The organism is Nocardia sp. NPDC051750 (genome assembly GCF_044453135.1).
Classification (GTDB): domain Bacteria; phylum Actinomycetota; class Actinomycetes; order Mycobacteriales; family Mycobacteriaceae; genus Nocardia.
Window position 1 is genome coordinate 433,459 of the sequence record NZ_JBITCK010000008.1, and the last position, 23,747, is coordinate 457,205.

Consider the following 23,747-nt stretch of genomic DNA (forward strand, 5'->3'; position numbering starts at 1 on the left):
CGGGCCCGTGAGTGGGTTCCCGGGCCGGATCGTCGGTGGGTCCTGACAGGATGCGCGTGCACGTTGTCGAATACGGGAGAAGTGCATGACGGAGAAGACTTTACGGGTTGTCGGCGAGCTCATGGGTGCGGTGCCGCCGGCCGGTTCCTTTGCCGCGCGCCGTACGGGTTCGGCGGAGAACCTGGCGATCGAAGTCGAGGGGGTGGGGCCGATCGGGTTTCCGGTGACGCCGGATCGGGCGCGGCAACTGTGCGAGGTCGCCCGGCCGGCGCGGTACGGTCGGCGCGACCAGACCCTGCTGGACGCGAATGTGCGTGACACCTGGGAGGTTCCGCGGAACCTGGTGACGATCGACGAGCAGCGGTGGCACGAGACGCTGCTGCCCGTAGTGGACCTACTGCGGGCCGAGCTGGGTCTGGCGCCGGACTGCGAACTGTCGGCGGAGCCGCATTCGATGCTGGTGTACGAGCCGGGACAATTCTTTCGGCGCCACCAGGATTCGGAGAAGGCCGAGGGGATGATCGGCACGCTGGTGGTGACTCTGCCCTCGGTGTTCACCGGCGGGGAGCTGGTGATCGAGCAGCAGGGGACGAAGATCACCGACCAGGGTTCGCCGGCGGAACTGTCCTTCGTCGCGTTCTACGGTGACTGCGAGCACGAGGTGCTGCCGGTCACCGACGGTTTCCGGATCACGCTGACCTACAACCTGGTGGCGCGGGGCCGTACCGGACCGGATGCCGCCGCGTTCGCCACGCATCCGTCGGTCGCGCTCCTGGCCGAGCAGTTCCGCGCGCATTTCACCACACCGGTGGAAATGCCGACGAGGTCAACCGACCGCGAGCCGGTGACACGTCTGCCGCGTCAGCTGGTCTACCTGCTGGATCATCAGTATTCCCAGCAGGGGTTCGGGTGGGATCAGCTCAAGGGCGGCGATGCTGCCCGCGCCGCGATGATGCTCGCGGCGGCCGACAGCGCGGGATACGACACAGTGCTGGCCCTCGCGGAGGCCATGGAGTCCTACGACGAGGACTACACCTCGTGGATGATGATCTACCGCGAGCGCTGGGAACGCGTCGAGGACGGGTGGAAATGCGTCGAAAGCTCGGAGGTCGAGTTCGACGACGACGGGGATATGGTGGAGCCCGCGCCCGTCGACCCCGCGAGCATTCCCATACGCTCCAGTCTTCACTTGGCACCGGGGTCGAAGGATCTCGGCGACCTGCGGTGGTCGAATATCAGGTTGACCTGGCTGATCGACCGGTCGGGGGCAGCCGGTGAGCCCGAGGTGCGGGAGATTCGGGACGAGGAGTTGTGTTCGGGCGAATCGAATTCGACGCTGGAGCCGTTCGCGTCGGAAATCGAGGGATACACGGGCAACGAAGGAAATACCGCCAGTTTCTGGTACCGGCGCGCGGCGCTCATCGTCCGCCCACGCCAGTAGAACCGTCCGGCAAGCAAACTTCGTGTCCGGTCTTCGGCGCGGGACGGCCTACGGCCACGGGCGAGTCGGCGGGCGCGTATATCCGAGTTCGATCCATTCGTCGCGGCGGTCGCCGACCGGGCCGGCCGGGCGCGCGACAGTACGAAGCCGGGCCCGCTGGGAAGCGGGCCCGGCTTTCGCAGAACGGCTGTTCGAGGGCGGAGCCTAGGAGGCCGCGGCCGCGAAACCCACGCGCAGGTCGGCGAGGATATCGTCGATCCCCTCGATACCGACCGCGAGTCGCACCAACCCCGGCGTGACCCCAGAGCTCAGCTGCTCCTCGGGTGTCAACTGGGAATGGGTGGTCGACGCGGGGTGGATGACCAGCGAACGCACATCGCCGATATTGGCGACGTGACTGTGCAGCGTCAGCGCGTCGACGAACTTCTTGCCCGCATCCACCCCGCCGGCGAGTTCGAACGCCACCACCGCGCCGGTGCCCTTCGGCGCGAGTTCCTTACCGCGTTCGTACCAGGGGGAGGAGGGCAGACCCGCATAGGACACCGAGGTGACTTCCGGCCGTTCGGTGAGGAATTCTGCGACCGCCTGGGCATTCTGCACATGCCGTTCCACCCGCAGGCTCAGCGTCTCCAGACCCTGGCTGATCAGGAAAGCGTTGAACGGGGCGACCGCGGCGCCGAGGTCGCGGAGCAACTGCACCCGTGCCTTGAGCGCGAAGGCGGGCGCACCGAGATCGGCGAATACGGCACCGTGGTAGCTCGGGTCCGGTTCGGTGAATCCGGGGAACCGGGGTGCGTCACCCGCCCGGACCGTCCAGTCGAAGGTGCCGCCGTCGACGATCACGCCCGCGATGGCGGCACCGTGCCCGCCCAGGTACTTCGTCGCCGAGTGCACGACGATATCGGCGCCGTGCGCGATGGGCTGAATCAAGTAGGGAGTCGCGACGGTGTTGTCGACGATGAGCGGGAGCCCGGCATGGTGCGCGACATCGGCGATACCGCGGATATCGAAGATATGGTTCTGCGGGTTGGACACCGTCTCCCCGTAGAAGGCCTTCGTGTTCGGGCGGATCGCGGCCCGCCACTGGTCCAGGTCGTCCGGATCGTCGACGAAGGACACCTCGATGCCCAGCTTCGGCAGGGTGTAGTGGAAGAGGTTGTAGGTGCCGCCGTAGAGGCGCGGGCTGGAGACGATGTGATCACCGGCGCCGGCGAGGTTCAGGATGGCCAGTGTTTCGGCGGCCTGGCCGGAGGACAGCAGCAGCGCCGCGACGCCGCCTTCCAGCGCCGCCACGCGCTGCTCCACCGCGTCCTGGGTGGGGTTCATGATCCGCGTGTAGATATTGCCGGGCTCGGCCAGCCCGAACAGCGCCGCCGCGTGCGCGGTATCGCGGAAGGTGTAGGAGGTCGTCTGGTAGATCGGCAGCGCCCGGGCATTGGTCGTGTCGTCCGGAACCTGTCCGACGTGGATCTGCTTGGTTTCGAAACTCCAGCCGGCGCTGGGATCGGCCGGCGGCGTGGATTCGGTCATCGCGGAGTACTCCTATAGGGGTCGAGGTTACAGCCGATCGCACCGGACGGCGCAGCGAAACAGCTTCGGGCACACGCATTCCGGCCTGCCGCGGCCCGTGCACCGCTGCGGCCCGTCAAAGCTATGGTCGCCGGCTCCGGAATGTCCATGGTTATGTTCGCTCCGATTGCAACTATGCCCCGTCACCGCCGCAGGCGCGAGGCCCGCCACCGGGTGAGTGGAGAGGCCTGGTTCTGCGCCGGGCGGGGAGGGAATCGATGGCATGGTGGCCCGGAATGACCCGTCGGCCAGGCACCGGGCGTTCACTTATCATGACGATATGTCCCTGCCGGAGAGCGACCGCCCCGACCTTCCCGAGTACATGACCTGGGAGGAACTGGAGCGGCTACCCGAGGAGATCGCGGAACAGATCGAGCTCTGGGACGGTCGCGTGGTGTGGCTACGTCGTGGTCCGGGTGAGCATCAGACGTTCACCCGCCGCATGACGAACACATTCGAACGCTGCGCGCGTAAGAGCATGTCGGAAGACCCCGAGACCTGCTGGACCGTGAACCTCGAGACCAATGTTTTCCTCGGTAACAGCGGGAAGTCCGATTTCCTGACACCGGATTTTCTGGTGTACCGCTGTCTCGACTCGCCGTTCGGAGATGTCCGGGCCGCCGATACGCTGCTGGTCGGCGAAGTACTGTCACCGTCGAACAAGCAGTCGGATATGGAGGCGAAGAAGGGCCGCTATGCGGCCGCCGGTATCCCCTGGTACTGGGAGGTCACCCTGGCGTCCGCGCGCAGTGCGATATCCGCGGTCCGCGCCTACGCCCTGCAGACCGGATACGCGTCCCTGCCCGACGATGTCCATCCGCTGCATCCGACCAATTACCTCTTGGTCGACGAGTGGACACCCGCCGACGAGAACGGCATACAGATCGACCATCCGTTCCCCATCCGGATTCCCTGGACCGAGCTCGAATACTGACCGACCGCCGGGCCGCTGGCGCGAGCGGTAGCCGGAAGTGGTGACCGGCGGAGTCGAGGTGGTTCAGGGTTCGACGGTGTGTTCGGTGCGAGCGGATGGGCATGTGCCGATGAGTTCGCGTCTCCGGGCACGTCGGTATCGGCATGACGACACACGAGCTCGAAATTCCCGGAGCAACGCTCACCTATGACGTCCTCGGACCCCTTCCGACCGCCGATGGGCGGCCGCCGCTGCTCATGATCGGTCTTCCGATGGATGCCGGCGGTTTCGGCGCGCTCGCCTCGTATTTTCCCGATCGCACGGTCGTCACCTACGACCCGCGCGGACTCGGCCGCAGCGTCCGCACCGACGGCCGGGTCGACAATGTCCCCGCCGTCCACGCCGGCGACGTGCACGCCGTCATCGAGGCCCTCGACTCCGGCCCGGTCGAGATCTTCGCCAGCAGCGGCGGGGCCATCGTCGCGCTCGCGCTCGTAACCGCCCACCCCGATGAGGTGACCACAGTGGTGGCGCACGAACCACCGCTGCTCGCCGTGCTCCCCGATGCTGCGGCGGCCGAACGTGCGGCGGCCGGGTATCGCGAGGCCTATGCGGCAAAAGGCTTCGGTGCGGGAATGGCGGCCTTCATCGCGATGACATCCTGGCAGGGCGAATTCACCGACGACTATTTCGCCGCGCCCGCCGCGGACCCCGCGGCATTCGGGCTACCGGCCGAGGACGACGGTGCTCGCGACGACCCGCTGCTGTCGGAGCGTTCGTGGCCGGTCGTCGGCTACCGCGCCGACATCGCCGCTCTCGCCGCGGCACCGACCCGGATCGTCATCGGCTACGGCGAGGAGTCGACGGGTACGGTCACCGCCCGAACCTCGACGGCGATCGCCGGCCGACTCGGTCTGCAGCCGGTTCTGTTCCCCAGCCATCACGGCGGATTCACCGGTCCCGAGTCCGGCTACCCGGGCGAGCCGGAGGCCTTCGCCGGTATCCTCCGGGGAGTCCTCGACAGGATCAGCTGATCGAGCGTGTCCAAATTCCGAGGGCCGCAGCGGATCTCAGGATCGATCAGCCGTGCATCGGCGGCCCCCCGGATGGCAGTGAGCGGAGCTGCTCAGGCCGGGAGATTGCGGGGCGCGTACATGATGAGCGCGACGCCGGTCAGGCAGAGCAGCGCGCCCGCGATATCCCAGCGGTCGGGGCGGTAGCCGTCCAGCACCATGCCCCAGAGGAGCGATCCGGCGACGAAGACGCCGCCGTAGGCCGCAAGGATGCGGCCGAAGTTCGCGTCGGGTTGGAGGGTGGCGACGAAGCCGTAGAGCCCGAGCGCTACGACACCGGCGCCTACCCAGATCCAGCCGCGGTGTTCGCGGATGCCCTGCCACACCAGCCAGGCGCCGCCGATCTCGGCAACGGCGGCGAGGGCGAACAGCAGGATGGACCGGACAACGCTCATGGTTGGCGAGCCTACGAGGCGCCGGGTCAATGGCTCGACGGGTGCTGTCCAAGAAATCCGCTCATTTCTTAGACAAAAGATTGATTCTGTCTTACCGTTACGACATGACGGGTCAGACGTATCAGGGTGAGGCGCGCTTCGAGCTGTGCTCGGGGGAGACGTGGCGGTCGCCGTGGGCGATGTACGCCGGGCTGCGGGAGCACGACCCGGTGCACCGGGTCGTGCCGGCCGCGCATCCGGAGAACGATTTCTGGGTCCTCACCCGGCACGAACACGTGTACGCGGCCGCCCGGGACGTCGGAATCTTCTCCTCCGGCCAGGGCCTGACCGTGGAGTACGGTGAGCTCGAGCAGATCGGGCTCACCGCCAATCCGCCGATGGTGATGCAGGATCCGCCGCAGCACACCGACTTCCGCAAGCTCGTCGCGCGCGGGTTCACACCGCGCCAGGTGGAGGAGGTGGAACCGGTGGTCCGCCGGTTCGTGCGGGAACGGCTGGACCGGCTGGCGGAGCAGGGCGGCGGCGATATCGTGACCGACCTGTTCAAACCCCTGCCGACGATGGTGGTGGCCTATTACCTGGGTGTACCGGAGGAGGACCGGCCGCTGTTCGACGGATGGACCGATGCCGTGGTCGCGGCCAGTACACAGCGCACGGAGGACGCGCAGGTGGCATCGATGCAGATGCTGGGGTATTTCGCCGAACTGATCAAGCGGCGGCGCACCGACCCCGGCGACGATACGGTGTCGCTGCTGGTGCAAGCCGGAATGGCGGCCGACGACTCCGATGTGGACGGGCTGGTGCAGATCCTGGCCTACACCTGGACCATGGTGGCCGGGGGTAACGACACCACCACCGGGCTGCTGGGCGGTGCCGTGCAATTGCTCCAGCAGAACCCCGACCAGCGGGCCGCGCTCGCCGCCGACCCCGAACGAATCCGGGTCGCGATCGAGGAACTCGCCCGGCTCACCTCACCGGTCCAGGGACTCGCCCGCACCACCACACGGGACGTGGAGTTGACCGGCGGGACGATTCCGGCAGGCCGTAAAGTGCTCTTGGTGTATGGCTCGGCGAATCGCGACGAACAGGCCTTCGGCGCCGACGCGGCGGAACTGAACATCGACCGCAACCCGCAGCGCATCATGACCTTCGGTCACGGCCCCCACCACTGTCTCGGCGCGGCCGCCGCCCGGATGCAGGCGCGGGTGGCGTTGGAGGAACTGCTTGACCGCTTCCCGGACTACCGAGTCGATATCGACGCCGTCACCTACGCTCCCGGCCCCTATGTCCGGCGGCCCACCAGCGTGCCGTTCCGGTGCGCGGCATGAGCGAGTCAGGCCCGGAGGCGGCAGCGCAGCGTCACCACGCAGGGCCCTCGCTCATGCCCGATAGGCAGAGCATGAGCGAGTCAGGCCCGGGAGCGCGGGTGCTGTCGTGAGTGGTGACTGGCTGGCCGCCGGGCGGACCGAATTGGCCGCGGAGCGCATTCTGGACGCCGTGCGGGCGCTGGTCATCGACAAAGGCGCGGGTTCCGTCGGGATGGCCGAGATCGCCGAGGCCGCAGGCTGTTCGCGGGCGACGCTCTACCGGTACTTCGACAGCCGGCAGTCGTTGTATGTGGCGTTTGCCGGTCGGGAGGCGACCCAGTTGATCGAACGGGTCTGGCGGGAGCAGCGGCTGGACGGGCCGGATCGGGCGGAACGGCTGCTGGACGGGATCGCCGCCACCCTGGCCGAGACCCGTAAGACACCGCATCTGGCCGTCTGGTTCGAACCGGCGAACGCGGGAATCGTGGCGCGGCTGTCGGATTCGTCGACCGTGATCGACGCCCTCGTCACCGCATTCGTCACCCGGTTCCGGCCCGAGCTACCGCCCGACGCAGCGCAGCGGCTGGGCCGGTGGGCGGTGCGGGTCATCGTGTCCTTGCTGACCCTGCCGCCCGTCGACGAGGCCGAGGAACGGGCCATGCTGCGCGATTTCCTGCTGCCGTTCCTGCTGGACTCCCGGCTGCCGATCGGCTGAATCCGGTCAGACGAGTTCGACTTCGCCCGCCAGCCAGCGGTCGCCGACCCGGTCCATGGTCATGATGATGCGGTTGCGGTCGAGCCGGGGCTCCGGCGTGGTGGTATTGGTGATTTCGGCGTCGACGAACAACATGACCACGACCCGGTCTCGCGACGCCGACTGGATACTCGCAGCGACGACCCGTCCCTTGCTCACCGATTGCGCTTGTGCCAGAAGGGGTTTGAGGTGTTCGGCGGACCGGGTGTACATATTTTTGAACTCGCCGGTGGCACCGTCGGCGATGGCCGCGAAGTCTGCGTCCATCTGGATCGTGTCGATACTGGTCAGCGCGACCGCGTACTGCTGGGCGGCGGCGAGGGCGGCGGTGGCCGCGCGGTCGGTATCGCGGCGGTCCTTCCATTGCCAGCCGAGGACGCCGGCCAGGCCGGTGGTGCCGATCAGTAGCAGCGCCATGACCGCGACGAGTATGCGCACCGGCCGCCCGGCGCCGGTCGATTCGGTGGTGGGCGGGCCCGTATCCTTCTCCCTTTCGGCAGTGGAAACCGTTGTGGGAGTGTCGGGTTCCGCATCCGTGGTGGGGTCATCCGGTGATGTCACTGACGGCTCCTCAGTTGGGCGGCACATAAGTCGGCGTATACGGCCCGCCATAGGGGGTCGGGATGGTGAGCGGCCCGGTCGGGGTCGGGTCCGCGGTGGCCAGCGGGTCCGCGCCCGGTGGTACCACCGGCAGCGGGCTCACCCCCGGTGGGCGCGGAGCGTTGCGCGCGCCGCGGGGTAGCAGCGCGGGGTCCGGGTCGGTGCAGTCGGCATACAGGTACGGCTCCGGATAATCGGGGACCGGTCCGGGTGCGCGCGGGACGTTGTAATCGCATTGATAGCGCGGGTAGATACTGGCCAGCGCCCATATCTTTCCGTCGTGGAAGGCGGTGGTCATGGCGTCGAGCGCGGAGCCGGCCCGCTGTCCCGGGAAGAAGAATTCCTCGAACGCCGGTACTCGCGGGTTCGCCATCTGCGCGACGGTGGTGAGGTCGCCGAGCAACTGCACCATCGTCGGGGCGTTCTGGGCCATGAGAGTATCGATCGCCGCGAGGGTTTCGGGTGTGCGGTCGACGAAGTGTTCGAATCCGCCCGTCATGGCGGCGATCCCGCCCATGGTGGTGGCCAGGCCGGCGGCGGTGTCGCGGAGTCCGGGCGCGGAATCGGCGACAGTGGTGAGTACGGTCCGGCTGTTGCGCAGCAGGCTCACGGTCTCCGGCAGGACCCCGTCCAGGGTGGCGATCAGGAAGAAACCACCGTCGATGATGGCGGCCAGTTTGCCGGGTCCCGCCTCGCCGACACCCAGTTCGTCGGAGATCGCCCGGAGTTGGGCGGGATCGACCTGCGCAAGGATGCCGGAGAGACCTTCCAGCATGGTGGACAGCGGAACCGGGCTCGACGTCCGGTCCTGGGTCACCACCGCTCCCGGCGCGAGGAAGGGCCCGCCGTCGGTTTCCGGCAGGAAATCCAGATACTGCTCGCCGGCGGCCGACAGGGCGGCCGTGCGTACCCGCCCGGTATGCGGGATCCTGATCCGTTCGTCGATGGACGCGACCGCCACCACCTTGCCACCGGCCACCTCGACCGAGGCGACCTCGCCGATCGGCACCCCGCGCAGCGTGACGTCCTGGCCGGGGAGCAGCCCACCGGATTCGCGCAGTTCCACCCGGAGCTGGTAATTCGCGGCGAACGGATTGATATCGAGTGCACCGAACAGCAGATATCCGCTACCGGTCAGCAGGACGAGCAGTAAGCCCAGCAGAGATGTCGTGGCGCGGTAACGCCGGACCCGGCCGACCGTGCCGACGACGATCCGCGCGGGCCGTTCCACGAGGGCGCCGCGGGGACTCATCGCGGGGGACCGTTCAGTCGCCCGCCGAGCCGTTGCAGCATGTACTGCAGTGACCCGACGAAGGCCGTCCAGTCGGTGCTGTCCGGCAGCCGCGCGCCCGGATCACCCGGGAAATTGGGGTCGGGCACCGCGCCCAGGGCGAGTTGCGCGACGTCGATATCGGCATGCGCCGACGACCCGTTGGTCACCTTGAGAACAATGGACAAGATGTCGTTGAGCGTGCCCAGATCCGCTTCCGGATTGAGCGCCGCGGCATTGAGACCCGCGGCCAGCGCGTTGATATCGGCGACCATACTGCCCTGGTTGGTGCCCTGGATCGAGGGGAAGCGGGCGAGTTGCCGGGTGATGGCGTGCACCCGGTCGACGAGGTCGATGAGCGCATCGGTTTCGGCGCCGAGAACCTGCGTGGCCGGTTGCGCCGCGGCGATGGCGTCGCCCAGGGCGGTGTGCTGGGAGCCCAGGGTCGTACTCAGTCCCGCGGCGCTCGCGAGAATCGCGTCGATCTGATCGGAGCGTGAGGTGAGCGTTTCCAGTAATTGCCGCGTCTGATCGAGCACCGCGGCGACCCGGTCGCCCCGGCCGTCGAGATGTTCCCCGAGGGCCTGGGCGATTTCGGTGAGGTTCTTGACCGCGCCGCCGTTCACCAGTAGCGATGATCGGCTGAGGACCTCTTCGATCGTCGCGGCCGCGGAGGTGGAGGCGAGCGGGATGGTGGCACCGTCGCGGAGCAGCCCGGCCTCCGGGGGCGACTCCGGCGGCGCGGCGAGCGCGACGTAGACATCGCCCATGGGGGTGGCCGAGCGCAGTTCGGCGGTTGTTCCGGCCGGTAGTTCCACCTCCGGACGGATCCGCATGGTGACCACCGCGGTGTAGTCACGTGCCACCATGGACTCGACCAGACCGATATCGGCGCCGTTGAATCGCACCTTCGCTTTGGTCGGCAGATTGAGCGCGTTGGCGAAGGTCGCGGTGAGTGACCAGGAGTTGCCGGGAACACCGGGCGCGGGCAACGGCAATTCGTCGAGGCTCGCCGAGCAGCCGGTGGCGGCGGCCGTGCACGCCGCGACCGCGGCCGCCGCGAGGAATCCGGTGAATCGACTCGAGGTCATCGTGGCTGTCCCTCCGCCAATGCCTGCAAAATCGCGGTGAGACCGAAATCCGGTCCCATATCGCGCATGGTTCCGGTGTCGCAGCCGAGTTCGGTGAGGTGCAGCAGATTGCACACTTCCTTCACCATCTGCCCGTCGAGCAGGAACCGGTTCAGATCGAATGTCACGCGCAGGGCGCCGGCGTTCTGGTCGATAGCGTTGTAGGCGTTGTCGACGACCAGCGGAAAGACATCGAGAAATTCGCCGATATTCGCCTGATAGTCCGCCAGGGCACCGAAGATCGTATTCGTATTGCCCGCGAGGGTGCCGAGGTTGCCCTGGTTCTGCTGCAGCAGTTCGGTGACCGTGGTGACGATCCGGTTCAGCCGGGCACCGGTATCCCCGGACCCGAGGCCCTGCGCGGCCAGGAAGTCGCTGAGCTGGTGTACCCCGGCGCCGAATTCGCGCAGCGTCGTATCGTTCCGGGCGGCGACCGCGGCCAGCGCGTCGAGGTTGGTGACCACCGCGGTGATCGCCTCGCGTGTCGCGGCGCCCCGGTCGCTCCCGAGTTGCAGTGCCCGGGACAGTTCGCCCAGCGCGGTGCGCATCTGCTCGCCGTGGCCGGCGGTGACCCCGGTGCCGAGGTCGAGCAGATCACCGACCGGCCCGTTTCCCGCACCGTCGCCGCCGAGTGAGTTCGCGAGCTGCTGCACCATGGTGAGCAGGCTGTCGAATTCGACAGGGGTCCTGGTGCGGTCGGAACCCAGCACCGCCTCCCGGGGCAGTTCGGCGCCGCCCCGGTACACGGGGCTCAGTTCTATCCGGCGGTCGGTGAGCACCGAATCCGATACCGCCACCGCCAGCACATCGGCGGGAAGCCGGACCGATCCGTCGACCCGCAACTCGATATCCACACTGGTACCTCCCGGCCGGATCCGGGTGATCTCACCGACCCGCATACCCAGCACCGATACCGCGTTACCGGTGTAGAGGCCGTTGGCGTTGGCGAAGCGGGCGGTGATGATGGTGTCGGCGTCACGGAGGCCGGGCGCGTTCGAACAACCACTGAAGCCCACCCCCAGCACGATGAGAGCGAGCACGATCCGGCGGGTAAATCGGTTCATCGGCAATCCTCGTAGTACGGTGCCTTACCCATTTGGACAGCGCGCCCGCTGAGGGCACACATGAAGGCGTCGATGAACGCGCCGTCGGGGGCGTTCGCCGACAGTTCCACCCCGGTGCCGGTGGCATTGGCCCACAGCCGCCAGGGGACCGGCAGGACCTGCAATATATTGCGTAGCAGGGCGTCGTTATCCGCGATCATGGCGGTCATCGCCCGCAGATCGTCGAGCAGTGCCTGGATCTTGCCGCGGTCATCGACGACGATCGGCTCCAATTCCCGCACCAGTGTCGTGGTCGCTTCCAGGAGCCGGCGCAGCGCCGCCTGCCGGGCGGTGATCTCCTGGAGAACGGTGCGGCCTTGGCCGATCAATGCCCCGAGATCGGCCTGCTGGTCGCGCAATACGGTGGTGACCTGCTCGGTGCTCTGGAGCAGCGCACCGATCTGGTCGCGGCGCTGAGCGATGACGCCGGCCACGGTCTCGATGTTCCGTAGTGCCTGCGGGACCAGCGGGGGCAGTCCCCGCAACTGCTGCGCGAGTGTGGTCATCGACGCCGCGATCCGGTCGGCGTCGACCCCGCCGAACGTGGTGGTCGCGTCCTGCAGGGCGGTTTCCAGAGCGTAGGGAACACTGGTCCGGTCGAGTGGGATCAGGCGGTCGGGCAGGACACCGGTTCCGGCGGAACGCAATTCGACATACCGCGAGCCCAGCAGGGTGGTGAGCTTGATCGCTGCCCGGGTGTCCGCGCCGAGCTGCACAGTTCGGTCGATCTTCATCGTCACCGATACTCGGTCGCCGTCGAGCCGGGTACCGGTGACCGTGCCGACCGGTACCCCGGCATAGGTCACCGAATCACCGGCGGATATCCCCGCGGCCTGCTGGAAATGCGCGCGATAGGTGGTCTTTCCCAGCTGCAGCGAGTTGACGAATACGGTCGCCCCCAGAACCGCCGCCACCAGGGCGACCGAAACGATCCCGAGACGTAGCGGACCGGCCGAGCGGCCGGCCGCGGCAGTGTGCCGCCGCGGTGCCGGTAGCCGATTCCGAAGTGTCGCGGTGTATCCGCCGACCGTGCGCAGTATCGATGTCACTTGTCCTCACCTGCAGATCGCCGAATGTTCGACGCGCCCACTGGGCGACGCGAGCGCGAGTACCTGGGCTATGAGCGGGTCGAAACCGGGCACCATGCTGAAGCCGATATCGCAGACGTAGGCATTGATATAGGCGCCCTTGTCGACGATCCGTGCCAGCGCCTTGAGCATCAGCGGCAGGTTCGCCCCCAGATAGGCGAACTTCGGTTTGTTCTCGAGGAAATGCCGCGCGAAACCCGGTTCGCGGGCGACGAACTGGCTCAGTGCCGGGGCCGCGCCCCCGACGGCTTGCGCCGCCCGGTCCAGGACGACGGCGATATCGGTGGTCTGCGCGAGAAGAGTGTCGCGCCGGGCGTGCAGGCTGTCGAAGATCTTGCGGGTCTGGGTGATCGTGGTCTGCAATTCGCCGCTGTGCCGCGCCAGATCGGTGAGTACCCGGCCGAGGTTGTCGATGATCGCGCCGAGCACCTGATCCGGGCCCGCGAACGATTTCACGAGCGCGCTGGTTTCGGTGATCAGTGCCAGCAGCGCCCCGTCCTCACCCTGTAGCGCCCTGATCAGCGCGGCGGTGATCTTGTCGATATCGTGCGGTTCGAGCATGCTGAACAGCGGCTGGAAACCGTTGAGCAGACCGGAGATATCGAAGGACGGTTCGGTGTGTTCGACCGGGATCACCGACCCGGGCTCGAGCGGTTCGGGACTGCCGAAATCGTCGGGTGCCAGCCCGAGGTACCGCTGGCCGATCAGGTTCTGGTAGGTCACCGTGGCGAGAGTGTTGCCGTAGAGCGTCTGATCCCGGGTGACCTCGAAGGTGACCCGGGCATGGGTACCGTCGACGGCGATCGAGTCGACGCGCCCCACCTGCACCCCCGCCATCCGCACATCGTCGCCGGCGCGCAGCCCCGAGGCATCGGTGAACACCGCCGCATACGAATGGGTCTCCCCGGCGACGCCGCGCTGTAGGGTGAGATACACCATCCAGGTCAGGGTCATGGCGATGACCAGGAAGATCGACAGTCCGATGAGGGGTCGGCGGTAGCTCATCGCGGCCCCTCCGTTGCGGCCGGTGTGACAGTGACATCGTTGCCGCGTACCAGTGGCCCGAGCAGTAGGGTCGACAGTTCGTCGGCTTCGCTGCCCAGTACCGCGGCCACTCGGTCGCGCTCGCCGGGACCGCCGGTCGCGCCGGAGTCCGCACTGGCGGGCACGAACCCGCCGGGAATCACCGGCGCGGATCCGGCCGGGCCGGTTGCGCAACTGGGTCCGGCAAGATTGCCGTAGCGGGGACAGTCGGCGCGGGTGTACTGCTTGTGCGGCGTGAGTTCGACGATGACCGCGGCGGCGGCGCTCTGGGTTTCGGGTTTCCAGATCTCGGTCCCGAACTTGCGCGAGAGACGCGCCTGCGAGGTGGTCATCTGCACGAAGTTCTGACTCCCGCGGGCCAGTACATCCAGAACGGGTGCCATCTTGCCGGTGATATCGGTGAGGGTGCCGGTGTGGTTCGCGAGGGCGGTACCGACACTTGTCGACGTGACCAGCCCGCCGGACAGCAGGGCGGTGATGCGGTCCTGCTGCTGGGCGACGGTGCGCATCGGCCCGGCCGTATGATTCACCGCCGCCAGCAGATCCGGCGCCGACGACTGCAAACCGGCCAGGGCACGCGCGAGCACATCGATGGTCGAAGGCGCGCCATTTGGTGCAGCGAACTCGTTGAGCGCCTGGGCAATTCGTTCCAGCTGCGCGCCGGCTTGCACCATCTCCGCGCCGCGACCGCTGGTCGCGGCCTGCACAGTGGCCAGGATCCCGACCGTGGGATCGGTAGGGGAGCGGCCCGCGGCCGCCGCGATCCGGCTCAGCGCGGTCAGCGAGGTCTGCAACTGGACGGTGGCCAGGCTGTGGTCCTGCGGTATCTCGGCATCGGCGCGCAGCGTGGGGGCGGGCCCGTTGTCCACCAACTGGATGGAGGGCACGGCGAAGACGTTGCTGGGGACGACGCGGGCCGTGACCGTGGCGGGTATTCCGCGCGCCTGCTCCGGCCACAGCTCGATCCCGACGCGATTCGGCCCGCCCGCGGCGCCGGGCTCGATACCGGTGACGATGCCGACCAGGACACCACGGTATTTGACATCCGACTTGACCGGCAGCCCGTCCCCGATATCGGTCATCAGCGCGGTGACCGGCACGGTGGACTCGAAAGCTCCCTGTGAGCGGGCGATCCCGGCGGTGATCAATACGGTGGCGACCAGCGCGAACCCGATCCCGCGCAGCACCAGCTTCCAGTCCGGAAGGTTCCGGTCGTCTGCTTCGAAAGGACTCGGCACAGTTACCCCCTACCCGCTGATCCGCGAACCGGTGTCGAAACCCCACAGCGTCAGGGTCAGCAACAGATTCACCGAGATCATCACCGTGATACTGGCCCGCATGGCCCGCCCGGCGGCAACTCCCACGCCCTGCGGCCCGCCGGCGGCGTAGTAGCCGTAGTAGCACTGCACAGTGGTGGTGATGACCACGAAGATCAGTGCCTTGAGCATCGAGTACAGCACATCGGTGCCGCCGAGCACGAGGTTGAAATAGTGCTCGTAGGTGCCGAACGATTCGCCACCGGCGACCCAGACGAAGAATTCCACCGCCAGATAGTCGGCGGCCAGCGCGGCGAGATACAGCGGCACCACCGCGATCATCGACGCGAGCAACCTGGTGGAGACCAGGTAGGGGATCGGCCTGATCGCTACGGCGTGCAGGGCGTCGATCTCTTCGGCGATGCGCATCGCGCCGAGTTGGGCGGTGAACCGGCAGCCCGCCTGCGCGGCGAAGGCGATGGAGGCCATGATCGGCGCCAGTTCGCGAGTGGCGGCAGTCGCGGCGACCATACCCGTGGCGGGTTCCATCCCGAGCAGTTTCAACGCGCTGTAGCCCTCGATACCGACGATCGCGCCCGCGGCGGCCCCCAGCACTATGATCACGCCCGCGGTGCCGCCGCCCACGACCAGTGATCCGTTTCCCCAGGTCACATCCGACAGAATGCGCATCGATTCGCGGTTGTAGTGGCGCAGCGCCACCGGTATCGAGACGACCGCCCGCACGAAGAACGTGATCATATGGCCGAGCTTGATGAACGTGCGACCGCATGCCCGGACGACCGCGATCGGCAGCGCGGTCCCCGGGAACTGATAGGTCGCGGCCATCAGAGCGTCGTCCTGGGGAACAGGATCGTGTACATCTCGGTGAATCCGACGTTCACGACCATCAGGAAGATGATGGAGGCGACCACCGTGGCGTTCACAGCGTCGGCCACGCCACCCGGCCCGCCCTTACTGCTCAGCCCCTTCTCGCAGGCGATCACCGTCACGATCACCCCGAAGACGACCGCCTTGACCATGGCCAGATAGAGGTCGCTCGCCGTGGCGAAGGAGGAGAAGGTCGCCATGAAACTGCCCGGAGTCCCGCCCTGCACATAGACGTTGAACAGGTAGCCGGCCAGAAATCCGATGAAACAGCTCAATCCGGTCAAGGCGGTGGCGACAACGATGCCGGCGGCGAGCCGGGGCACCACCAGGCGGCGCAGCGCCGAGACGCCCATGACCTCCATGGCGTCGATTTCGTCGCGGATGGTCCGGGCGCCGAGGTCCGAGCAGATCGCGGAGCCCACCGCCGCGGCGAGCAGGATCGCGGTGACCATGGGGGCCGATTGCCGGATCACCGCCAGGCCGCTCGCGGCGCCGGCCAGCGAAGTCGCCCCGACCTGCCCGGCCAGCAAACCGAATTGGATCGACAGGGTCGCGCTGATCGGAAGTGCGACAGCGACGGTCGGCAACCAGGAAGTCCGGACCATGAAGGCGGCCTGGTGCACGAATTCGCCCACCGGGAAGCGGCCGGTGGCCAGGTCGGTGATCAGGTAGCGCAGAGCCCGGCGGCCCATGAGTACCTGGCGGCCGAGGGTTTCCAGGGCCGCAATCGGATGGCGTCGAAAGTAACCGCGGAACCAGGCCGCAATCTGGTCGGTTGCCGCGGTCTTGTCTGTGTCGAGGATTGGTTCGATGCTCACGAAACCTCCGCCCCCCGCTGAGTAATCAGCTTCTGCTCAGCGGCGTTGGAGCGAGGCTAACGGATCCGGTTACGCCGTGCTAGCCGATCGGCTAGAAAAAATGATATGCGGGAAACTCGCGTACAAACGGTGTGCTGTGTGGTAGCCGTCTGTGCCGCAGGAGGAGTCGGTGAGCGGGTATCGACAATTCAGGGCCATCCGTTTACAGTCGACCTAGCCGATCGGCTAGATCGACGGGTCGTCCCGATACGACGGATGCGGGACCGCGCCCGGCGCCGATCCGCAGCGAATCGAGGTGCGATGCAGATTCCGGCCGAAGCGGAAGAAACCAGCTCCGCCGCAGATCTGGAGATCCAGCGGATCGGTATCTGGACCGGGCCGGTGGCCGGGGTGATCCTGCTGATCGCATTCCTGGCGTTTCCGGGTTTCTTCCCACCGATATCCCCGCACATGCCGGCGGAACAAGTCGCCGCGTTCTACGCCGACAATCAGGCGCTGATCAGATTCAGCATGATCACCTTCAATCTCTGTGGAATCATGCTGATTCCGTTCTTCATGGTGATCGTCGCACAGTTGAAACGGATGGCCACCCAGAGTCATGTGTTCGCCTACTGCTACCTGACCGCCACGGTGAGCGGCGCGACCATATTCGCGCTGGCGGATATCTTCTATCTTGTCGCGGCCTTCCGGCCCGACCGTGATCCCGAATTGATTCTGCTGCTCAACGATATGGCCTGGATCGTTTTCATCGCCCCGGTGGGCATCCTGGTGGCACAGAACCTGCTGCTGGCCGTGGCGATCTATTTCGATGACGGGCCGCGCCCGGTATTCCCGCGCTGGGTAGCCCATTACGCTGTCGGCACGGCGATCGCGATGGCGCCGGCCACCGCCGCAGCGGTGGTGACCAGCGGTCCGCTGGCTTGGGACGGCGCCATCTCGTTCTGGCTGCGTAACGGTGCTTTCGCGGCGTTCATCGTGGTGTTGTTCTTCGTGCTGCGTACCGTGCTGCGCCGACAGGCCGCGGAGGCGGGTGGGTCGCGATGAGAGTTCCGCAGCCCGTATTCGACAGAGCGGTCGACCGGGAACCGCGAGCGAAAGGCGCGAAACCGGCTGGGAAAAGGGATGTCTGGGTCTGCTTCGCGATCGTCCCGGCCTTCTACACCGCTTTCGGGCTGATCTTCGTTCTGCTCGCCCGGGTGATGCCCCCGCCCCGGCCCGATACCGGTCCGGCGCAGATCGGGAATTTCTTCGACGCCCACACCGTGACCATCCAGATCGGTTTCGCGATACTGCTGTTGATTGTCGGCGGTGCGGGAATATCGAACGGCATCGTCGTTTATCACATGAAACGGATGTCGGCGGGTTCGGTGGGCGCCTACATCTATATGGCCGGTATGGCCGTCGGAGCGTTGCCCGGCTGCCTGCTCGTAGCCTTCTGCTTCCTGGTTGCCGTCTACCGGGACGACCGCGATCCCGAGATTCTCGCACTCCTCTACGATCTGGGTCTGCTCTCGTATGTGGGGTCGCTCGGCTGTTTCGTAACAGCATATTTCGGGTTCGCGATCGCGATCTTCTACGACCGCAACGAAATCTTCCCGAAATGGCTCGGCTACGTGACGATCTGGCAGATCGTCACGGAAATACTCGCCACACCTGTGTTTCTCTCCATGGCGGGTCCCTTCGCCTGGAACGGGTCGATTTCTTTCTGGATGGGCACCGTGGTGTTCGGATTCTGGCTGATGTGTGTGATCACCTTCCTGCGCAGAGCCGGGCAGTTGCAGCCGGCCGGCGAACCGCCGCTGCCGTGACCCCGGGCGCCGAGATACCGTCCCGACGAGAGGGGTTCGTGATGACCGACACCGACCGGTCCCTCAGCGCCGCATCCGAAGAAACGCGCGAGTCCCGTCCGGCGGTCACCGAGCGTCTCCCGCTGCCCGGCGATGGTCATATGTGGGTGATGGTGCTCGGCGATCTGCTGATCTTCGGCGCGTATTTCGTGATCTTCATGGTGCATCGTGCGATGGCACCGCAGGAATTCCTGGCCGCGCAACAGCATCTGAACATCGACCTCGGCACGGTGAACACCCTTGTCCTGCTCACCAGTTCCTGGTGCGTCGCGCGGAGCGTTCAGACGTCGCGAGCCGGTTCGACCGAACGAGCACTGCGTCTGATCTACGCCGGGGCCGGGCTGGGGGCGCTGTTCATCGGAATCAAGATTTACGAGTGGTCGGCCGAGGTCGCCGGCGGCTACACGCTGGCCGCCGGCGAGTTCTTCACCTTCTACTACATGCTGACCGGCGTGCATCTGTTCCATGTCGCCCTGGGGTTGCTCATCTTGGGCATCGTGGTCCGGGAACTGCGCGATCCGCACCGGCGGCGCATCGCGGTCGCCGAATCCGGGGCCGTCTACTGGCATATGGTCGATCTGCTCTGGATCGTCATCTTCGGCCTCCTGTACGTGATGAGGTGACATCGGTGCTCCGAACCGTTTCCGCGCAGGCGACCACCACGGTATGGCTCCTGCTGTCCGTGATCACCCTGCTGTCCTGGGCGCTGGCGCCGGGACACGGCGAAACGCCGGTATCGCCGAGCACCCCGATCACAGTGCTGGTCGTTCTGCTCGGCGTAGTCAAAGGGCGGCTGATCGTCGGCTACTTCATGGAAGTGCGCACCGCGCCGCGCCGGCTGCGGATCGCCACCGACGCCTGGCTAGTCGTGCTGTGGGGTGCGGTGCTGGGTATCTATCTCTGGTAGCGCGGGTGCGTTGCTCAGTCCGGCAGATCCAGCATCCGCTGGGTCAGGTGGATCAGGGTGGTGCGCAGGGTGTCATCGTCGATATCGGTGACCAGCGGGTTGATCACCGCACCGGCGATTGCCGCCGACAGCACGGCCGCGGAGACCCGGGCGAGCGTATCGTCGCCGTGCTCCTCGTGGAGGAGCACCGTGTACAGGCGGCTGATGAACTGCCGGAACGGTTCGTGCTCGCCGAGGATCCGGACGATCACCGGATCGTTGGTCAATGTGCTCACCCAGCGCCGGCGCGTTACGGCGAGATCGATGACCCGGTCGAGCAGCACCCTGCGGGCGCGGGCCAGATCCGGTTCGGCTTCGGCAGCGATCAGTGCATCCTCGAGGATGGCCAGCTCGCTGGCGGTGACCGCGACGACGATCTCTTCCTTGGTCTTGAACTGGTAGTACACCGCGGCCTTGGTGACACCCACCGCATCCGCGATCATCTGCAGCGACGTTCCGCTCACTCCGTGCACGCCGATCAGGTCCAGCGCGGCCGCCATCGTCCGGCGCTGCGCCGCGGTCCAGCGGATACTGCTGAAGGGCCGCTGCGGTGGACTGTCGGCGAGCATGTATGCAGGCTATCCGACCGTGCCGGCGAGGTAGGTATGGGTCACCGCGGTAGCGATGTCCCGAGCCGGCGGGCGGATCCGGAAACCCGGGAGAGGTATGCCACCTCGCGGCGATCCGGGGTGCCGACGGTGCCGATCGACGGTAGTTTTGCGTCATGAGCGCGCACACCGGCCTGGACTTTCCGCTTCTGCTCGCCGAGTACCAGGGCGAATTCCTGGCCTCCATCGCCGACGCGGATCCGGCGGCCACGATCCCGGGGTGCGGCGACTGGACGGTCCGCGAACTCGTGGAGCATCTCGCATTCACCCACCACTGGGCCGCCGCCAACGCGCGCGCGGAGAAGGCGACGCGGCTCGGCGACGGCCCGTTCGACCTGGCCGACCACTACGCCACCTGTGCGACCGAATTACGCGAAACGCTTGCCGAATTGGACCCCGCGGCCACCGCGCGGATTCTGGCGCACCCGGAACCGATGGGTGCGGGGCCGGTCTCGTTCTGGCATCGCCGGCAGGTCCACGAAACACTCGTCCACGGACACGATCTACGCGCGGCGATCGCGGGTAAACCCGCATTCGGTCTGATGCGGGCGGTGCCCGAGATATGGGCCGACACGGTGGACGAAGTGGTGACGGTCTTCTACCCGCGCCAGGTGGGTACCGGGCGTATGGCACCGCTGCGACTCCCGCTCGCGCTGGTGGCCACGGATGTCGAGAGCACTCCCGGCTGGGTGCTCGGCGGGGACGGCCGGGACATCGATGGCGTGGCATTGCGTGTCTCGGGTTCGGCGGAGGGGCTGGCGCTGCTGCTGTGGGGCCGGATGACCGTGGACGAGGCGGAACTCGCCGTCGCCGGCGATCGTGACGACCTCGACGCACTTCTGCGGGAGCCGATCGTTCCTTGATCGCGGCGAACGCCGGAATGTCCGGCCGGGTGCCGCCGGGTCACGCGAGTTCCGCGAGACTGCGCGACCATCGGTCCAGCTTGCCGGGATCGATCGGTGGGGCGGCCGGGGACGAGTCGGTGGCGAGGACGCCGTGCCCGAGCCGGCGGATGCGTTGATGCCGGGTCCAGTGCGCCTGCGTCCACTCGGGTTCGTTGTGCGCGGCGTCGATGGCGCCGAGGGTCGAACCCATGAGTTCGAATTCCAGCTCCCGTCGCGGGCCGGAAAGTGCCGGGCGCGTGTCCGGAGGGCCGGTCATCAGTGGCAGCATGCGATCGAGTACTTCGAGTACCCGCTGGTCGTTGCGCAGCAGCACCCGCCGGTGTGCGCGGCGATCCACCGACCACAGGGCCGCCAGGCCGATCACGACGCCGATCACGCTCTCGGTCAGCCGGTCCCGGACAACAGGCAGGACATTGCCGTACTGTCCGCCACCACCCATCAGCAGCGCCAGCGGAGTGATGAAGACGACCGCCAGCCCGTAATTGCGGGCGACGAACGTTTCGATCGCGAACTGCAAGGCCATCAGGGTCAGGATCAGGGCCCAGGCCCGCGGTTCGAGGGCGTAGAGACCCGTGAACAGCACCAGTCCCAGCGCGGTACCGCCGATCCGGTGCACACCCCGATAGGTGCCGCGCACGCGGTCGGGGCCCTGGTGCAGCAGGACCGTGACGGTGAGGACAGCCCAGTCGGGGCGTCCCAGGTCCAGTGCGACGGTCAGGCCGCCGGCCAGCAGCGCGGCGATACCGATCCGGTTCGCCGACACCGCGGCATGGCTGTCCGGCGACAGGGAGCGCAGCATCCGGTACCGCAGCGACGGGCGCGGGGTCGGGGCGGGGCGGCCGGTGTCGAACAGCAGGTCCGACTCGTCGTCCCCGATCCCGCGCAGTGCCTCGGCGAAGGACCGCTGGGCGCGGGTGAGGGCGTCCACCAGATCGTCCGACCCGGACCCGGTCCGCCGGGCATCGTCGAGGAGCGCCCACGCCGTCTGCACCTTCATCGCCGTGGCGTAGCGGGCGTCGGTGCGATCGCCCGCGCCGGGGTCGAGGGCGGCGAAATCGCGGACCGCGGCGACCGCGGCGGCCACCGCCCGCTGCTCGGGCGGGCGGGCGCGGGTGAGCGCCGCCGACATACCGACGATCAGCGCGCTGATCCCACCGAGGGCCGTCCACAGGCCCACCTGATCCGGCGGAACCCCGTGACCGGTGATCAGCGATCCGACGCCGGCGGCCAGGACGAAGAAGAACCCGCCCGGCGGGCCCAGGCGCAGTGCCGAGTTGACGAACGTACCTGCCACCGCGACCGCCGACATCAGCACGACCAGCAGCAACTGCCACCAGTGCGACCCGCCGGCGGCGAGCCGCGACTGGATCAGCTCACCGGTGAGACCACCGGCGAACGCCGTGATGGCAAGCCCCAGCGCCGCCACGCCGATCACCCGCCAGCGGCGCCGGTACACCTGACCTTCGCCGAAGATCACAGCCAGCGCGCCGGTGGCCGCCATCAAGCCCTGCTGCTCATGCCCAAGAGCCACCGCGAGCAGCGCGGGCGCCCCGAACGCCACCGCGGCGCGGGCGGCGCCGGGAAAACGGCGGCCCGCGGGCGGCAGCCCGAACAGCACCGACCTGGCCGGTGCGGGAGACGGTATCTTCGGGCCATCCGGGACAACCACTTTCCACCGCCTCCTCGTTCAGCCGTGCACCGGGACAACGCCGGAATGTCCCCCTCGACGGTCTGCGGTGGAACAGGAAACCCGGTCTGCAAGGGGTGGGAATCCCGATCCTCGGGGGCCGGGAGGAGGTCAGCCCTCGGTGACGAACCCTTGCGCAACCATCCAATCACGCGCGACTTCCGCGGGTTCACGCCCGTCGACATCGACCTGCCGGTTCAGTTCGGTGATCGTCTCGTTGGTGAGCAACCGGGAGATCGGCGTCATGACGGCGGTCACCTCCGGGTGCGCGTCGGCGAACTCGGCACGCATCACCAGCGCAGCATTATACTTCGGGAAGAACGCGCGATCGTCTTCCAGCAGCACCAGGTCGAGCCCGGGGATCCGGCCGTCGGTGGCCGCCACCGAACCGAACGTGCACTGCTGGGCGTCGGCGGTCGCCTGGAAGACCACGGCATCCTGGACGATGCGCTTGGTCACCCGGCTCTCGTCGATACCGTAGGCACGCGCCATTCCCGGATATCCGTCTTGACGCACATTGAATTCGGTGCCGACGCAGGTCGCCGCGGCGGGATCGGTGGCGATGAGTTCGGCGTAGTCCGATAGCGACCACACACCGGTGCGTTCGGCTGTCCGCCGGGCGGTGGCCAGCGCGTAGGTGTTGTTCATCGGGGCCATTGCCGCCCACACCATCCCATGGGCGGCGCGGTCTGCGTCGCGGACCGCGTCGAACTGGCCCTGTTCGTCCGGTATCGGCTTCTCGTTGCCGAGGTAGTTGACCCAGCCCGTCCCGGTGTAGTCGTAGGCGATATCGATCTGGCCGCTGAGCTGGGAGTCGCGCAAACTGTTCGAACCCTGGATATTGGTCAGATCTCGTACCTCGGCGCCGGCCGCGACCATCGCGAACTCGATGATGTAGCCGAGGATCTGCTGTTCGCTGAAATCCTTGGACCCGACCGTGATCGGCACGTCCCGGAGTTCGGGCACCGGCCCGATACTGCCCGCACCCACCCGTAACGGCACCGCGCCACCGGACTGCAGACCGCAACCCGCCAGCAGGAGCATCCCGGCGATCAGCAGTGCGGACAGTGGGCGGAGCACACGCGTGCGGCCCCGTGCGCGCAGC

The 23,747-nt window shown here is 67.3% G+C and carries 24 protein-coding genes; 10 read left to right on the plus strand and 14 right to left on the minus strand.

The window, feature by feature from the left end:
- Window positions 1-85 precede the first annotated feature (85 nt).
- Entirely contained in the window at window positions 86-1,441 is a 1,356-nt protein-coding gene (locus ACIA75_RS33105) for a 2OG-Fe(II) oxygenase (protein WP_397110985.1), read from the plus strand.
- 204 nt (window positions 1,442-1,645) lie between these two features.
- Here ACIA75_RS33105 and ACIA75_RS33110 read toward each other — a convergent pair whose 3' ends face one another.
- Window positions 1,646-2,971 carry a bifunctional o-acetylhomoserine/o-acetylserine sulfhydrylase gene (locus ACIA75_RS33110; protein ID WP_397110986.1) on the minus strand — a complete coding sequence of 442 codons (1,326 nt, stop codon included), beginning with the start codon at window positions 2,969-2,971 and terminating at the stop codon, window positions 1,646-1,648.
- A gap of 319 nt (window positions 2,972-3,290) precedes the next feature.
- Between ACIA75_RS33110 and ACIA75_RS33115 the strand changes: the two genes are divergently transcribed.
- Window positions 3,291-3,944, plus strand: a complete 654-nt coding sequence (locus tag ACIA75_RS33115; protein ID WP_397110987.1) for a Uma2 family endonuclease — start codon at window positions 3,291-3,293, stop codon at window positions 3,942-3,944.
- 143 nt (window positions 3,945-4,087) lie between these two features.
- A complete protein-coding gene (locus ACIA75_RS33120) occupies window positions 4,088-4,957 on the plus strand; it encodes an alpha/beta fold hydrolase (protein ID WP_397110988.1) in 870 nt (289 codons plus the stop codon).
- A gap of 92 nt (window positions 4,958-5,049) precedes the next feature.
- On the opposite strand, the gene ACIA75_RS33125 is transcribed toward ACIA75_RS33120, so the two are convergent.
- Complete coding sequence (locus ACIA75_RS33125; RefSeq protein WP_397110989.1) at window positions 5,050-5,391, minus strand: YnfA family protein; 342 nt, start codon at window positions 5,389-5,391, stop codon at window positions 5,050-5,052.
- A gap of 104 nt (window positions 5,392-5,495) precedes the next feature.
- Between ACIA75_RS33125 and ACIA75_RS33130 the strand changes: the two genes are divergently transcribed.
- On the plus strand, window positions 5,496-6,719 hold the full coding sequence (locus ACIA75_RS33130) for a cytochrome P450 (protein WP_397110990.1): 1,224 nt from the start codon (window positions 5,496-5,498) through the stop codon (window positions 6,717-6,719).
- A gap of 106 nt (window positions 6,720-6,825) precedes the next feature.
- Window positions 6,826-7,413, plus strand: a complete 588-nt coding sequence (locus tag ACIA75_RS33135; protein WP_397110991.1) for a TetR/AcrR family transcriptional regulator — start codon at window positions 6,826-6,828, stop codon at window positions 7,411-7,413.
- A gap of 6 nt (window positions 7,414-7,419) precedes the next feature.
- On the opposite strand, the gene ACIA75_RS33140 is transcribed toward ACIA75_RS33135, so the two are convergent.
- The 9 genes from ACIA75_RS33140 to ACIA75_RS33180 are packed head-to-tail and all read right to left on the minus strand — an operon-like array spanning window position 7,420 to window position 16,643.
- On the minus strand, window positions 7,420-8,013 hold the full coding sequence (locus ACIA75_RS33140; protein WP_397110992.1) for a hypothetical protein: 594 nt from the start codon (window positions 8,011-8,013) through the stop codon (window positions 7,420-7,422).
- Between the two features lie 10 nt (window positions 8,014-8,023).
- Window positions 8,024-9,304 carry an MCE family protein gene (locus tag ACIA75_RS33145; protein ID WP_397110993.1) on the minus strand — a complete coding sequence of 427 codons (1,281 nt, stop codon included), beginning with the start codon at window positions 9,302-9,304 and terminating at the stop codon, window positions 8,024-8,026.
- On the minus strand, window positions 9,301-10,413 hold the full coding sequence (locus tag ACIA75_RS33150; RefSeq protein ID WP_397110994.1) for an MlaD family protein: 1,113 nt from the start codon (window positions 10,411-10,413) through the stop codon (window positions 9,301-9,303). Before ACIA75_RS33150 ends, ACIA75_RS33145 begins: the two co-directional genes overlap by 4 nt.
- Window positions 10,410-11,516, minus strand: a complete 1,107-nt coding sequence (locus tag ACIA75_RS33155; protein ID WP_397110995.1) for an MCE family protein — start codon at window positions 11,514-11,516, stop codon at window positions 10,410-10,412. The genes ACIA75_RS33150 and ACIA75_RS33155 overlap by 4 nt, the downstream gene beginning before the upstream one ends.
- Entirely contained in the window at window positions 11,513-12,604 is a 1,092-nt protein-coding gene (locus ACIA75_RS33160) for an MCE family protein (RefSeq protein WP_397110996.1), read from the minus strand. Before ACIA75_RS33160 ends, ACIA75_RS33155 begins: the two co-directional genes overlap by 4 nt.
- 6 nt (window positions 12,605-12,610) lie before the next feature.
- Window positions 12,611-13,648, minus strand: coding sequence for an MCE family protein (locus ACIA75_RS33165; protein WP_397110997.1), 1,038 nt, complete (start codon window positions 13,646-13,648; stop codon window positions 12,611-12,613).
- Entirely contained in the window at window positions 13,645-14,925 is a 1,281-nt protein-coding gene (locus ACIA75_RS33170) for an MlaD family protein (protein ID WP_397110998.1), read from the minus strand. The genes ACIA75_RS33165 and ACIA75_RS33170 overlap by 4 nt, the downstream gene beginning before the upstream one ends.
- A 9-nt stretch (window positions 14,926-14,934) precedes the next feature.
- The gene (locus ACIA75_RS33175; RefSeq protein WP_397110999.1) at window positions 14,935-15,789 is read right to left on the minus strand and encodes an ABC transporter permease; all 855 of its coding nucleotides are present in this window, start codon (window positions 15,787-15,789) and stop codon (window positions 14,935-14,937) included.
- Window positions 15,789-16,643, minus strand: a complete 855-nt coding sequence (locus ACIA75_RS33180) for an MlaE family ABC transporter permease (protein ID WP_397111112.1) — start codon at window positions 16,641-16,643, stop codon at window positions 15,789-15,791. Before ACIA75_RS33180 ends, ACIA75_RS33175 begins: the two co-directional genes overlap by 1 nt.
- 306 nt (window positions 16,644-16,949) lie before the next feature.
- Here ACIA75_RS33180 and ACIA75_RS33185 point away from each other — a divergent pair, with 306 nt between their 5' ends.
- From ACIA75_RS33185 to ACIA75_RS33200, 4 genes are read left to right on the plus strand one after another with little or no spacing between them, the layout of a single operon-like run.
- On the plus strand, window positions 16,950-17,693 hold the full coding sequence (locus tag ACIA75_RS33185) for a hypothetical protein (RefSeq protein WP_397111000.1): 744 nt from the start codon (window positions 16,950-16,952) through the stop codon (window positions 17,691-17,693).
- The gene (locus tag ACIA75_RS33190; RefSeq protein WP_397111001.1) at window positions 17,690-18,457 is read left to right on the plus strand and encodes a hypothetical protein; all 768 of its coding nucleotides are present in this window, start codon (window positions 17,690-17,692) and stop codon (window positions 18,455-18,457) included. Before ACIA75_RS33185 ends, ACIA75_RS33190 begins: the two co-directional genes overlap by 4 nt.
- A 41-nt stretch (window positions 18,458-18,498) precedes the next feature.
- Window positions 18,499-19,119 (plus strand): cytochrome c oxidase subunit 3 family protein, encoded by a 621-nt coding sequence (locus ACIA75_RS33195; RefSeq protein ID WP_397111002.1) that lies wholly within the window; start codon window positions 18,499-18,501, stop codon window positions 19,117-19,119.
- A 5-nt stretch (window positions 19,120-19,124) separates the two neighbouring features.
- Entirely contained in the window at window positions 19,125-19,403 is a 279-nt protein-coding gene (locus ACIA75_RS33200; RefSeq protein ID WP_397111003.1) for a cytochrome C oxidase subunit IV family protein, read from the plus strand.
- Window positions 19,404-19,417: 14 nt separating this feature from the next.
- Here the strand turns inward: ACIA75_RS33200 and ACIA75_RS33205 are convergent, their stop codons facing one another.
- Window positions 19,418-20,011, minus strand: a complete 594-nt coding sequence (locus ACIA75_RS33205; RefSeq protein ID WP_397111004.1) for a TetR/AcrR family transcriptional regulator — start codon at window positions 20,009-20,011, stop codon at window positions 19,418-19,420.
- A 155-nt stretch (window positions 20,012-20,166) separates the two neighbouring features.
- Between ACIA75_RS33205 and ACIA75_RS33210 the strand changes: the two genes are divergently transcribed.
- Entirely contained in the window at window positions 20,167-20,913 is a 747-nt protein-coding gene (locus ACIA75_RS33210) for a maleylpyruvate isomerase N-terminal domain-containing protein (RefSeq protein WP_397111005.1), read from the plus strand.
- Window positions 20,914-20,953: 40 nt separating this feature from the next.
- Here the strand turns inward: ACIA75_RS33210 and ACIA75_RS33215 are convergent, their stop codons facing one another.
- Both ACIA75_RS33215 and ACIA75_RS33220 read right to left on the minus strand, forming a co-directional pair.
- Complete coding sequence (locus ACIA75_RS33215; protein WP_397111006.1) at window positions 20,954-22,624, minus strand: FUSC family protein; 1,671 nt, start codon at window positions 22,622-22,624, stop codon at window positions 20,954-20,956.
- A 129-nt stretch (window positions 22,625-22,753) separates the two neighbouring features.
- Window positions 22,754-23,686 carry a glycine betaine ABC transporter substrate-binding protein gene (locus ACIA75_RS33220; RefSeq protein ID WP_397111113.1) on the minus strand — a complete coding sequence of 311 codons (933 nt, stop codon included), beginning with the start codon at window positions 23,684-23,686 and terminating at the stop codon, window positions 22,754-22,756.
- Between the last annotated feature and the right edge of the window lie 61 nt (window positions 23,687-23,747).

Excerpts from the sequence above, each read along its gene's own strand:
- ACIA75_RS33150 (WP_397110994.1), bottom strand. The coding sequence starts at position 10,413 with ATGACCTCGAGTCGATTCACCGGATTCCTCGCGGCGGCCGCGGTCGCG.
- ACIA75_RS33125 (WP_397110989.1), bottom strand. The coding sequence starts at position 5,391 with ATGAGCGTTGTCCGGTCCATCCTGCTGTTCGCCCTCGCCGCCGTTGCC.
- ACIA75_RS33120 (WP_397110988.1), top strand. The coding sequence starts at position 4,088 with ATGACGACACACGAGCTCGAAATTCCCGGAGCAACGCTCACCTATGAC.
- ACIA75_RS33110 (WP_397110986.1), bottom strand. The coding sequence starts at position 2,971 with ATGACCGAATCCACGCCGCCGGCCGATCCCAGCGCCGGCTGGAGTTTC.
- ACIA75_RS33165 (WP_397110997.1), bottom strand. The coding sequence starts at position 13,648 with ATGAGCTACCGCCGACCCCTCATCGGACTGTCGATCTTCCTGGTCATC.
- ACIA75_RS33130 (WP_397110990.1), top strand. The coding sequence starts at position 5,496 with ATGACGGGTCAGACGTATCAGGGTGAGGCGCGCTTCGAGCTGTGCTCG.
- ACIA75_RS33210 (WP_397111005.1), top strand. The coding sequence starts at position 20,167 with ATGAGCGCGCACACCGGCCTGGACTTTCCGCTTCTGCTCGCCGAGTAC.
- ACIA75_RS33205 (WP_397111004.1), bottom strand. The coding sequence starts at position 20,011 with ATGCTCGCCGACAGTCCACCGCAGCGGCCCTTCAGCAGTATCCGCTGG.
- ACIA75_RS33220 (WP_397111113.1), bottom strand. The coding sequence starts at position 23,686 with ATGCTCCTGCTGGCGGGTTGCGGTCTGCAGTCCGGTGGCGCGGTGCCG.
- ACIA75_RS33155 (WP_397110995.1), bottom strand. The coding sequence starts at position 11,516 with ATGAACCGATTTACCCGCCGGATCGTGCTCGCTCTCATCGTGCTGGGG.
- ACIA75_RS33105 (WP_397110985.1), top strand. The coding sequence starts at position 86 with ATGACGGAGAAGACTTTACGGGTTGTCGGCGAGCTCATGGGTGCGGTG.
- ACIA75_RS33145 (WP_397110993.1), bottom strand. The coding sequence starts at position 9,304 with ATGAGTCCCCGCGGCGCCCTCGTGGAACGGCCCGCGCGGATCGTCGTC.
- ACIA75_RS33190 (WP_397111001.1), top strand. The coding sequence starts at position 17,690 with ATGAGAGTTCCGCAGCCCGTATTCGACAGAGCGGTCGACCGGGAACCG.
- ACIA75_RS33115 (WP_397110987.1), top strand. The coding sequence starts at position 3,291 with ATGTCCCTGCCGGAGAGCGACCGCCCCGACCTTCCCGAGTACATGACC.
- ACIA75_RS33195 (WP_397111002.1), top strand. The coding sequence starts at position 18,499 with ATGACCGACACCGACCGGTCCCTCAGCGCCGCATCCGAAGAAACGCGC.
- ACIA75_RS33185 (WP_397111000.1), top strand. The coding sequence starts at position 16,950 with ATGCAGATTCCGGCCGAAGCGGAAGAAACCAGCTCCGCCGCAGATCTG.
- ACIA75_RS33175 (WP_397110999.1), bottom strand. The coding sequence starts at position 15,789 with ATGGCCGCGACCTATCAGTTCCCGGGGACCGCGCTGCCGATCGCGGTC.